This is a genomic window from Bradyrhizobium sp. NP1 (assembly GCF_030378205.1).
Lineage (GTDB): Bacteria > Pseudomonadota > Alphaproteobacteria > Rhizobiales > Xanthobacteraceae > Bradyrhizobium.
The window spans coordinates 5,018,022-5,029,099 of sequence record NZ_CP127385.1 but is presented as its reverse complement, the minus strand read 5'-3'; the positions used below and the strand labels follow the sequence as shown (position 1 = coordinate 5,029,099).

At 60.4% G+C, this 11,078-nt stretch carries 9 protein-coding genes and 2 pseudogenes; 6 read left to right on the top strand and 5 right to left on the bottom strand.

Annotated elements, in window-relative coordinates:
* Nucleotides 1-656: 656 nt before the first annotated feature.
* The gene (locus tag QOU61_RS24365; protein WP_289653742.1) at nt 657-911 is read left to right on the top strand and encodes a hypothetical protein; all 255 of its coding nucleotides are present in this window, start codon (nt 657-659) and stop codon (nt 909-911) included.
* Here QOU61_RS24365 and QOU61_RS24360 read toward each other — a convergent pair.
* Entirely contained in the window at nt 880-1,176 is a 297-nt protein-coding gene (locus QOU61_RS24360) for a hypothetical protein (protein WP_354142464.1), read from the bottom strand. The genes QOU61_RS24365 and QOU61_RS24360 overlap by 32 nt on opposite strands.
* Nucleotides 1,177-2,859: 1,683 nt before the next feature.
* On the opposite strand from QOU61_RS24360, the gene QOU61_RS24350 reads away from it, so the two are divergent.
* Nucleotides 2,860-3,315 carry a hypothetical protein gene (locus tag QOU61_RS24350; RefSeq protein ID WP_289653740.1) on the top strand — a complete coding sequence of 152 codons (456 nt, stop codon included), beginning with the start codon at nt 2,860-2,862 and terminating at the stop codon, nt 3,313-3,315.
* 288 nt (nt 3,316-3,603) lie between these two features.
* On the opposite strand, the pseudogene QOU61_RS24345 reads toward QOU61_RS24350, so the two are convergent.
* Nucleotides 3,604-4,205, bottom strand: a pseudogene (locus QOU61_RS24345) (SOS response-associated peptidase family protein); the annotation flags it as partial.
* Nucleotides 4,206-4,490: 285 nt separating this feature from the next.
* Between QOU61_RS24345 and QOU61_RS24340 the strand changes: the two are divergent.
* Nucleotides 4,491-5,255 carry a J domain-containing protein gene (locus tag QOU61_RS24340; protein ID WP_289653739.1) on the top strand — a complete coding sequence of 255 codons (765 nt, stop codon included), beginning with the start codon at nt 4,491-4,493 and terminating at the stop codon, nt 5,253-5,255.
* An 87-nt stretch (nt 5,256-5,342) separates the two neighbouring features.
* Here QOU61_RS24340 and QOU61_RS24335 read toward each other — a convergent pair whose 3' ends face one another.
* Nucleotides 5,343-6,359, bottom strand: coding sequence for an integrase core domain-containing protein (locus QOU61_RS24335; RefSeq protein ID WP_289653738.1), 1,017 nt, complete (start codon nt 6,357-6,359; stop codon nt 5,343-5,345).
* Nucleotides 6,360-6,420: 61 nt separating this feature from the next.
* On the opposite strand from QOU61_RS24335, the pseudogene QOU61_RS24330 reads away from it, so the two are divergent.
* Both QOU61_RS24330 and QOU61_RS24325 read left to right on the top strand, forming a co-directional pair.
* Nucleotides 6,421-7,008 (top strand): annotated as a pseudogene (locus QOU61_RS24330) (hypothetical protein); the annotation flags it as partial.
* 548 nt (nt 7,009-7,556) lie between these two features.
* Nucleotides 7,557-7,829, top strand: coding sequence for a hypothetical protein (locus QOU61_RS24325; protein WP_289653737.1), 273 nt, complete (start codon nt 7,557-7,559; stop codon nt 7,827-7,829).
* 160 nt (nt 7,830-7,989) lie between these two features.
* Here QOU61_RS24325 and QOU61_RS24320 read toward each other — a convergent pair whose 3' ends face one another.
* Nucleotides 7,990-8,748 (bottom strand): LysR substrate-binding domain-containing protein, encoded by a 759-nt coding sequence (locus tag QOU61_RS24320; protein WP_289653736.1) that lies wholly within the window; start codon nt 8,746-8,748, stop codon nt 7,990-7,992.
* Between the two features lie 90 nt (nt 8,749-8,838).
* Here QOU61_RS24320 and QOU61_RS24315 point away from each other — a divergent pair, with 90 nt between their 5' ends.
* Nucleotides 8,839-9,906: a YeiH family protein gene (locus QOU61_RS24315; RefSeq protein WP_289653735.1), complete on the top strand. Its 1,068-nt coding sequence runs from the start codon at nt 8,839-8,841 to the stop codon at nt 9,904-9,906.
* 144 nt (nt 9,907-10,050) lie between these two features.
* Here the strand turns inward: QOU61_RS24315 and QOU61_RS24310 are convergent, their stop codons facing one another.
* Nucleotides 10,051-10,944, bottom strand: coding sequence for a LysR substrate-binding domain-containing protein (locus QOU61_RS24310; protein ID WP_289653734.1), 894 nt, complete (start codon nt 10,942-10,944; stop codon nt 10,051-10,053).
* Nucleotides 10,945-11,078: the final 134 nt, after the last annotated feature.

Below are 11,078 nucleotides of genomic sequence, written 5' to 3'. Positions count from 1 at the left end.
GGCAATCGTATTGAGCAAAGGCGGAATTGGCAGCCGACGCTGCAAGGAGCGTTGCTAACGCTAGCATTAGGTGTCTCATCATCCTCTCCAACCGTGTTCGTCGCGAACGTGCGATGAGTTGCATCGTTCCTAAGTTCCTAAGCAACGTCGTCGACCCGATGGAAGCGCTGCGCCGGAGCGTCGGCCGGCCTGAACCCGCCAAGCCTTTGAAGAGGCCGAAGAAGGCGACAGGCCAGAAGGAGATGCTGCTGCCGATCGCGGGGGGAAGAGGCCGCCGAAGGAAGCCGCCGCGAAGAAAACGGCAGCCAAGCTACAGCGCAGGTCAGCCCCGCTCGGTGCAGCTCAGCCAAGAAGCCGGCCGCGCTGGAACGAGAAAACGTTCGGAGTGAACCTTCTGGCCACGGCGAGCGCGCGGCTCTCGCAGCAGCGTCTTCTGGCCTTTCCTTGGCCGCAAAGGTGCATCCGCGCGGCGCAATTGGCCTGCTGTCATCGAAGCCGCGGCTGATCCGGGCACTAGTGTCCCAATTCCCACACTGCGACTGAAAAGGCGTCTGTTTGTCAGCTTTCGAACAGACGGGCGAGGGCCATTCGCTCAAGCTTTGCGGCGTTTTCGGACCGATTGATATTTGCGATCCGCTACCCGTGAACGATTGGAGATGGCCCTGCAATTCCACCGTGCCATCGAGCACATGGAAATTTGGACTGCAAGCAGCGACTGCTTTTCCTTCGTGATCAGCTATGGGAGCCCGACTGGCCCCGGCTTTCACGGGCGCGCTGGCTACGTGGCGTCGTGGCGTCCACTCTATCAGGGCCGTGGTGCGATCAAGATCGGTGGCTCGCCGTTCAAAACGTTTTCGGAGGCCGAGGCAGCCTGCAGCGTCATGCTGGAATATCTGATGAGGAAAAACTGATCTGAGGCTCAGAGCAAGCTGCGGCGCGCGTCGGAGCGCGCCGGGCGACAGCTCTCGTGCATCCAGAGCCAGCGCGTTCGATGGCGAGCTGAATGCCGGCGCCGTACTCTTCCGGCGAGCCCTTGAACTCATAGAGGAACGGGCCGTTGATCTTCTTGATATAGATGCGGCCGTCCTGGACCGGCTCGACGGTGTTGGCGATCTCGACAATCTTGCGCGCGGCAGCTTCGGGACTGGCAAACGGGCGATCAGCGGCGAACTTCATGCGGCTCTATCCTGTATTCCTTGTCGCCTCCCGACACCCTAAGGGTGTCAGGAGGCAGCGCACTTTTGAGGATTGCTGTTGCGTCTATGCCACCAATGCCTTCGGCCGCACGGATTAGCGTACCGTACCGTACCGTGCAGGGAGGGGCTTGCATGTGTTATGATGTGTATTTGAACGGGAAGAGCGATCTTTTGGTTGTTCGCCGGGGATTATCCATTCCCTCTGAAGTGAAAGGTGCCTGGCGCAAAAGGAAACGAGCGGTCCGACGGGTAAGCGAAAGGATCCGTGAGGACATCGAGCGTCGCGGCTACCACCGACGCAGACGGTGTGACTGATCCTGGGAGACGGCGGAGAGGCGTCCCAGGTTCACGCGAACAGCCACACCGCCGCGCATCGATTGATCGCGGGTTCATTCTCGCAACGCCGAGCGCATCGCCGCCGCGCGCTGATGTGTTTCTTTGGATAACTGGGGGGTGCCTACAACTTGCCTCGATTTTGAAGCGCAATTGGATGCGTCGGATGCGGCGGCGCCGATGAGTACTCGTGACTTCCGCTCCACCATGGCCAGCCCCGGTCCGCGTTGGGGCGGGTCTTTGTTTGAGCCTCTGCAGATAATTCAACAGTGTTGCAGCCGCGCATCAAGACGACATCATTTGGCCTTGGCCGGATTTTACTCACCGGCGTAGTGGCGGCTCGGGGGGCTCGAATGAAAAACACAATCGCGAGTGCGGCGCTCTCTCTAGCGCTGATGTCTTCGGCTGCGATGGCCCAGGAACGCGCAGGCGACGCGGCGTTGGGCGCCGTGTCGGGTGCCGTGGTGCTCGGACCGATCGGTGCCGTAGCCGGTGCTGTCATCGGTTACACGGCGGGCCCGTCGATTTCGCATTTATGGGGCCTGCACCGCTCGAGCGCGCCGCGCCAGGCGCGGAGAGCCGCGAGCCCGGATCTTCGCGTCCCTGCAGGCGACAGCCAACCTGTGCCCACTCAGTCTGCACCCAGAGATCAAGCAGCTCCGCAAGCGGCTGCCCCAGCGCGGCCGTCCACGACCACCACGGCTTCCACCGCGCCGGTCCAGTCGCTGGAGTAAGCACATGATGGGGGCGCGGGGCTTCGGTCCCGCGCTTTTCGTTAGGCCCGACCCCGAAGCGACATACCGTGAAAAGCCAGCCACCTTGAAAGGTTCAAGGCGGACGCGTCCGGTCGGGGACATCCCGAGCGACGAGACCGACGATGTACCGATGAATTGCCTGGGGCAGGCGGCGGCGTGAGGGCTGGCCCAGCGCCGTCTTAGGCGCCGAACAATCCGCTGTTCGGCGACGCCTTTTGGCCCTTGCTCGGCCGCAGAGGTGCGTCAGCGCGGACTGGAGCTTCTCACGCTGGCTCGGCGCCTTGTAGAAGCCGAGCAGGCCCTGGCCAATGTCGTCAACGCGTGGTCGACCGCGGCAACGTCCGCCGTTCGCATCCGGGGATAGTCATCTGTAGTCCGGCCGGGGTGCGCTCGACGTCAGTCATGGTGGGTTCCAAATTGAATTTGGTCGCCGACATGTTGGCCGCGAGCATGACGGCTCAGCGACCAGCCCGGCGATAACTGCGATATGGCGCCTCAAATGGTTGTGAGCTGGGGGCGAACGAACCACGCAGGAGTATTCTGCCGGCGTGTTTCTCAATGCAACGGAGCATCCCATGAAACATGCCAGCAAGGCTATCCTCGCCGGTTCCGCATTCCTTTGCGCGACATCGCTCTCGTTCGGCTGGTCCGATCACGGCGGCCTCCCATTATCGGTCGCAAGCGCGCAGGCGCGCGTCGGCCGCCCTGCGACGCCGGTGAGCGTTGCGGGGGTAACGAGACGACATGTCCGTCGCGGCGCCTATGTCGGCGCCGGCCTCGCGGGCGCGGCCGCCGTCGGCACCGCAGCGGCCATCGGGTCGGCCTACACGGGCTACTACGGGGATGATCCCTACCATCGCGACGCAGGCTATGGCTACGGTACCGGGCCCTATGAAGCTTATGGTGCCATGCCCTATGGAGCCTACGGCTACGGCTATGGATATAGCAGGTTGGATTGCGCGCCCGGACCGCGCGTCGGCGCCTTCGCGACCCAGCCCTGGGACGACGCGCTGACGTGTCCGCCGTACTAATCTCTGTGCTCCCGAAGGCCGGCGCGCGTGCGTGTCAGGTGTCGGCCGACCTTCGGAGCGATGTAGGGAACACACGCCGCCAGCGCCATTTCTTTTTTCGCGCGGCGCACGCCCCATTGCCGAGGTTCAGAAGGGACTTACCGCGAACGACATAGATGGCGTGCTGATCATCAATGTCGGCGATACGGGCGAGTGTTGGATGGACGGGTTCGACACCGGCCGCAATCTCCATGATCGTGCGCGCGGTGGCTTCCGGGTCGGCGCAAGGTCGGTCTTCGACGGACTTCGTGCGGCGATCCTGTCTTCCTTGTCCTCGCCGCGCATGACAATCTTGAGCGCGTTATCCGGCAATGGCCTCTGCAACGCCTTGGCCTCGTCCCATGGTGCGCGCATCCAAACGTCACGCTCTTCGTCAGTGGTGATGATCACGGGCATTGCCTTGGGATGGATCGGCGCGACAACGGCGTTCGGCGCGGTGGTGAGAAAGCCGTATACGAGGTGAGGGCCGGGGATCGGCTTCGATTTCGTGCCGCGCTCGCCGTTGAAGGTGGTCCAGATGCCGGCGAAAGTGAACAGCGGCCGGCTGTTAGCAAGCGCGAACCAAACGACGTCTCTCTTCTTCGCCGTGGGGTTGGGCTCCCGTGTATTCGGCGAACGAGTTCGCCGGCACCAGGCAGCGGTTCTCTGGCCTGAGCCAGCCGCGCCAATGCGGCGAGGATGTGTTGCGGATATTGGTGAGCGGCGGGCCGCCATTGCGCGGTGGTGGCGGCATGCCCCACCGCATTGTCACCATTTCCTGCGCGTCGCCGTCAGCATTGCGGATGACCGGCGCAGGATAGTCGGGGAAAGACTCCCGGCATGGGCTCCGGGTTGCCTACATAGCGGTTCATGCGTCGGAACAGCGCCGCGATGGCGGTCGGGTTAGTCGTGATGCTGTACAGGTTGCCGTTCTCGATGAGCCAACCTCGCGCGGTCGCTCGCACGCCCGATGTCGAGACCCGCAGAAGCCCGCGCGAATAAGCCACGGGGAACGCGACAAATGCGCGGTCTGATTTTGCGTCGCGCACAATTCAGCCATTTTTTTGCCCCGCTGAAAAAGAATCATCGACAGTACAAGCACTTGTTCCCTCTGGTGAATCCGCAGCGGAAAGAAGACCGGCCGCAGGAGCTTTGGGATGGAGACGCTTTACGATCTGCTCGGCGCACTTCCGGACGATGATGCCGATAGCTTGAGGGCTGCATTTCGTCGCGCGGTCAAACGGGCCCATCCCGACGTCAATCGGGGAGACCCGGATGCCGGACTTAAATTCCGCCGAATCGTGCGTGCCAACGAGATTCTCGGCGATGGAGACCAGCGTGCGGCTTATGATCATTTGCTGGAGATCGCGTACCTTGAGCAGAAGGAGGCGGCAAAGCTCGCTGAACAGGAGCAGGCGGCAAAGCTCGCCAAGGTCCACAAGCTCGCTTCCGGCGTGATGGCGCTCGCTGGGGTATCGATCGCCGCGGTCGGCGCTTATGCGTTGTTCGTGCAACTGTCGGCGAACGCCCTTGTGCCTGCAACCGCCACCACGGCAGCACGCGAACCAGCGGCTATCGTCGCTGCTGGACCTGCCGGAGAAGAGGCGGCAACCGCTTCAACCGCGCCGGCGGACAAATCCGGGCACGGCAACGCCACTATCTCCGCGATCGTGCCGACAGTCGTGAGTGCGCCGAGCGATGCCGTCGAGACCGCGCCTGGTCGCCTCGGACCATCTCTTGACCACACCGCGAAGAACGCCCCGAAATTCGCCTCTGCCCGCATCGATCGCAGCAGCATTCTCTATCCCTTGCGCAAATTCGCGCGCGTCTTTGCCTCACTCTCGCAGACCAAGCGCCTTCAAAAAAGCGAGCCGCCCCGTCGTATCATCGCCGCCACAGGCGGCAAGCGCCAAGGCGAATAAGAACAAGAAACCCCGGGGGCGGAGGTAGAAGTCGAGGCGCTTGGGCCAACATCGCATCGAGACGCACGAGTTGTGTGTGGCGAAAACCTAGACCCTGGCATAGCGGTGATGGAGTCCGCCGAGGATCGGGGACGATTTGATGCTGCCGGTCCGCTGAACCGCGCGAGAGACCGGCGCATCTTTATCCAATGACCGGTGCGTTCTCACCTCGTTGTAATAGCGGGCATAGAATCGTAGAATCCGGCGCAGATGGGCCTCGCCCGATACAATGACGTGGTCCACACATTCCCGCCGGATCGATCCGATCAGCCGTTCGGCAAAACCATTCTGCCAAGGCGAGGCTGGTGCGGTAGGCCTGTCCCGGATGCCCATCACGCGCAATCGGCGCGTGACAACACTGCCATAAATGCGATCGCGGTCCCGGATCATGTAGCCCGGAGCCTCGTCCCAAGGAAATGCCTCCGTGATCTGACGGGCAACCCATTCCGCCGTCGGATTCTTTGTGACGTTGATCCAGACGAGCTCTCTGCGGTCTATCCGAACGATGACGAAGGCATAGAGGAGGTCGAAACCGATCGTCGGGACGACGAAGAAGTCCATGGCGGCAATCTCCGGCGCGTGGTTATGCAAGAAGGTCCACCATCCCCGGCTGGGTGGCTTCCGTCTTTTCACCACGTACTTGGCGACGCTCGACTGCGCGACCTCAAACCCGAGCTTGAGCAGTTCGCCGTGGATGCGGGGCGCGCCCCAAAGCGGGTTTTCGATGCTGATCCGCCGGATCAACACGCGCAGCTCGGTGTCGATCTGCGGCCGGCCTCCCAAAGATCGTGACTTCCAGCGCCAATAACAGCGAAAGCCAGAGCGGTGCCAACGTATGAGCGTCTCGGGCTGGATGATGGTGAGGACCGACAAGATTGATGGAAACCAGCGATACAGCTGGATAAAGAACCAGCGGTCATGGTTCGTCAGCCGGACGCGACCATGAAGTTTCCGCCGCAAGACCACCAACTGATGTCGAAGCGCCGCGTGCTCAGCTTCAAGCCGCAACCTCGACTTGAACGGCGAGGCCAGGACGGCCAGCACGAAACAGAGCAGCCCGATCATTCCGCCAGCTTAGGCGATTCCGTCACATCATCAACTCGGACAAGGTTTTCGGTACACACACGTGCGCCCGCCGGAAGAGAAGGTCAACGTGCTGCAAGTCACGTTGCCGACCAACTTCAAGATCGCCCGTTTTGACGACGAAAAGACCAACGACATCCTGCGCCAACTCGAGAAGGATATCGATGCGGTTCGGTTCGATGTGCCGGAAGGAAAAATCGAGCTTCCGGTCAAGCTACACTTCCACGAGTCGATCTTCGTTCCTCTGGCCAAGTGGGCCATGTTGATGGCCGGCAATTATCGCTGCATCACCGATGACGGCATGCGGACCGCCCAGGAAGCCGTGCATTCCAACCTTGAGGAGTCGCGTTCGATCTACAATTTCGTCGTTGATGTTTGCGTCAAGCTCGGCGCTGCGCGAGAGGACATGGTGCCGTTCGAGAAGTATGCGGCGGCGGCCGAGAGCCTTTCACGCCCGGCGTCCGCGGCGCGAGCACTTAACAGCGGCGCTCCGTACATCGAGCGCGCCGACAAGCTCGTGCAACTGATCGCGAAGGACAAGGGCATGAGCCATACGGTTTTGGATGCCATCGTGGCCCGTGTCGATCGACGGCTGGAGACCAACCGCAAGGCCAGAGCAGTGGCGGTCTGAGTAGATCCCGTGACCAAGCCGATTTGGTCATCTTGTTTACGGTGGGATTCAGTCCGGGATCACCAGCGGAGTGGCAAGGGCTGACGCTTCTCGTCGCGCGAGACGAATCTTGACTTACAACTCGACGTCGATATGAGACACCTTCTGGGACGGGCTCGATCACGGCTCGGTGCGCAGCGCAGCACTGACTCGTTCCTTGTAGGGTGTCAAAAAAAATGTGAAAGTGCGAGCACACTATTTTTTGCAGAATATCATGGTTGGACGAATCTGCGAGATATGTTTCGGGGTGGAGAGAGTGTGCAGCCGTCATCCCGACAAGGCTTGGCATTCTGAATTGGGGTGCATTTGCAATCGGGGCGTGCCTTGCCGCTGCCGAGTGCCAGCATCAAAATTTGAAAAGGAGGAAGATCAGGCGCGATTTGATAACGTCATCTGGCTACAGCGTCGTTGAGACAGGTATCAATCGCAAGCAAAGGGAACTTTTCCCTTGAAGCTTCCGCAGGAGAACAGGCTTCTAAAGCTCAAAGTAAAAAGGAAATTTGCGGCCGTTGAAGGCCGCCGGAAAATTCACGATATTTGGTGAGCGACAATTTTTGGGGCCGCTCAAAATGGCACAAGCAAAATTTGAACCCTTTGGGGAGCAGATTGACCTGACAGAGAAGTCGCTCGAGCGCACGGGCGCGTCGAAGTGGCTCGTGTGGGTTGGTTCGAGCGCGTTTTGGGCCTTCGCTGTTACCATTATCGTTGCGCGCGCCGTCTATTTTCAGCCGGGCATATTCGACGAGTTCGTGCGCGTCGTCAGTCTCTTTCGGGGTTTTTAGAACGCTATGTAAGCCGCCCGGATTTTTCTGGGCGGCTCTACTCTATGATGCGTTCGAAGGCGAGCGCGGCCGGGCTGTCGATCCGTCCTGGCGACTTTAGTTGCCAAAGCGTTCGTGAAATAGACAGATCCTTCATGGAAATAGCCTTCAGTCGACCGAGCTAGATCTGATCGTCGATTGTCGCCGTGGAAACAACGGAGACCCCGACTCCGTAGGCAACGGCCTGCTTAATAGCTTCCGTGCTGCCTATCTCCAGGGTTCTTCGAGGCTCTACGCCATGCGCCGAAAGGGCCTGCGAGACGATCTCTCGCGATCCGGAGCCGCGTTCGCGAACAATCAGGATTTCTTCCTCCAAGGCCTTCGGATCGATCGAATTGCCTGATGAAGCAAATCGGTGGACCGGACTGGTGATCAAGCTCATTACGTCGGTGCGCCACGGCTTGCAGACCAGATCGCTATCGCCGACCGGTCCTTCGACCAGCGCGATGTCGATATCGTGCTCGATCATGAGACGAGCGATATCATGTGTATTGGCGCTGACCAGATACACGTCAATGCCTGGGTATCGTTGGTGAAAGATCCCGAGATGTTCCGCGATCATATAGGTTGCGATCGTCGTGCTCGCGCCGATGCGAAGCGAGCCGGTATCCAGGCTGCGTAGCGATACCAACTCGTCTTCCGCTGCTCGCTCGGCCGCGAACAGCGCATCCGCATGTCGCAGGAGGGCCTGCCCTTCTCGGGTCGGTCTTACGCCCTTGGGTGTGCGATCGAGCAGGCGCCATCCAAGCTGAAGCTCGAAGTCGCGTATCCCTTTTGAAATGGCGGGTTGACTGATGCGCAGCGCGCTCGCTGCGCGTGAAAAGCCTCCCGTCTGTACGACTGTCGCGAATAGTCGGAGCAAATGCAGGTTCAGGAGCATAACTTCTGTTCATCGGGGCAGACACAAAATATATTATCTTTATTTGTCGCTTTGAAACAAAAGATCTCTCTTTGCTGACAGGGGGAGTTTGTGACGGAGCGCGAGAAATCTTCCAACAAGCGTGGGTTCGTTGCTGGCTTCGGCCGTCTTGCCGCCTTGCTCCCGGGCGTCGTTCTTTGCGTTCTCCTCACGTTGGTATCGATGGGATTTCAATATCTGGAGGAGCGTGCATTTGGTCATCCCTATGTCGAAGCTCTGGTAATGGCGATTTTGCTGGGAATGGCGGTGCGCGCCGTTTCGAATCCGTCACAGCGTTGGCGGGCCGGAATCGCCTTCAGTGCGAAGCAGCTGTTGGAGATCGCGGTGATGCTGCTCGGGGCATCGATAAGTTTTGCTGCGATCGCCGCCTCGGGGATGCTTCTTATCGGAGCGATTATTGCAACGGTCATTGTCACCTTGGGCGTAAGCTTCGGCCTGAGCCGCATGCTGGGCCTGCCGACCAAACTTTCAATTCTTATTGCGTGCGGGAATTCCATCTGCGGCAATTCCGCGATAGCGGCTGTGGCGCCGGTCATCGGAGCGGATGGCGACGATATCGCGTCGTCGATCTCCTTCACGGCCATCCTCGGCGTGTTGATGGTCCTGGGACTTCCACTGCTTATTCCACTTTTGCACCTGAGCGCGACGCAATACGGAATTCTGGCCGGGCTGACCGTCTACGCGGTTCCTCAGGTGCTTGCGGCGACCGTGCCGGCGGGACTGGTCAGCACTCAAATTGGCACTCTCGTGAAGCTGGTGAGGGTGCTGATGCTTGGGCCCGTCGTTGTCGCTCTGTCCCTGTTTGCTCCGCGTCTGCGCGGAATGGCCGCTGGCGCTCCACAGGTCAGGTCCGTCAACCCCTTCAGATTGGTTCCTTGGTTCATCGTTGGATTCCTCGTGCTGGCGGCCCTTCGATCGTTGCAGGTCGTTCCCGATGTTGTTGTCGCGCCGATCACCAGGACGGCCGCTGTCTTGACCGTTGTATCGATGGCTGCGCTCGGGCTTGGCGTCGATATTCGCGTTCTCTCCAACGTCGGCGGAAGAGTTACCGCAGCAGTGACCTTGTCGCTCATCCTCCTGCTCGTGATGAGCATAGGCCTGGTTTCCTTCTTCAGGTGAGGTCGCCGCGAAGCGTTTTGCGGGCAAGTGCGGCGTGGAGAAATTGACCAGGCCGCCGAAGCGTTCAAGCAGCGCAACCGGTTTTCGCAGCGCTCGCCCTGATCACCGTCTTTGAACGGCTATCGATCCTTCCGCTGCGCCAGGTCAGCCTCCGGGGACGTTGATCCCGAGCGCGCTTTGGCCCGGTCTGCCGATCTCCCGCGTGATATATTGCGCGAGTTGCTCGGCCGCCTCCGAGATTCCATGGCTTCGGCGATGCATCACGAGCTCTATCGACGGCAGCTTCGGCAGTCCATCGTCCTCATTGAGACAGCGTACGTTTGCCCCGATCGCGCAATGCGGAAATACGGACACTGCAAGGCCTGCAAACACCGCGGCCTGCAGCCCGGCAATGCTGTCGCTGACCGACCGGATCGACCATTGCAGCCCGGCCGACCCAAGCGCCTCCAGCGCGATCTGGCGATACACGCTGCCTTGCGGCAAAACAGCCAGCGGCAGGGGTTTGCGCAGTTCAGGGCTTCCCCCGCTTGCGGCGACCCACACCAGCGGCTCGCGACGTACCAATTCGCCCTTGCGAAATTCAGGCTGGTTCGTCATGAGCGCGATATCGAGTTCGTTGCGTTCGAGTGCCGCATGCAGATGGACACTGCGTGTACAGCGTAGCTCGATTTCCACGTTGGGATGCGCCCGAGAAAAGTTTTCGAGAACTTCGGGCAGGATGTAGGACGCATACAGATCGGGCGTTCCGAGCGTCACGTGGCCCGCGATATCGGTGGCGAGGAAGCGGTCGCGCGCTTCATCGTTCAGGCGCAGCATCGAGCGGGCGAATTCAAGGAGGACCTCGCCGTCATGTGTGAGGGTCAGCTTGCGTCTGTTGTCCTCGAATAGCCTGCGGCCGAGGCTCTCTTCCAATCGGCGAATCTGATGCGTGATGGCCGGTTGCGTGCGGCCGACCAGTCGACCGGCCGCGGTCAGGCTGCCGGTATCGACCAGCGCGACGAAGGTCCGAAGCAGGGCGATGTCCAAATCCTGATGCAAGATAAATCCCGCGAATGGTGACGATGCAGACAATCAATTTTGTCATCGTGCCAACCCACTGTACCATAAACGAAATAATGGCGATGTCAGCCGTTCCGGTACGAATAGCCGCAGCCGGGGCGGGGAGGCAGACG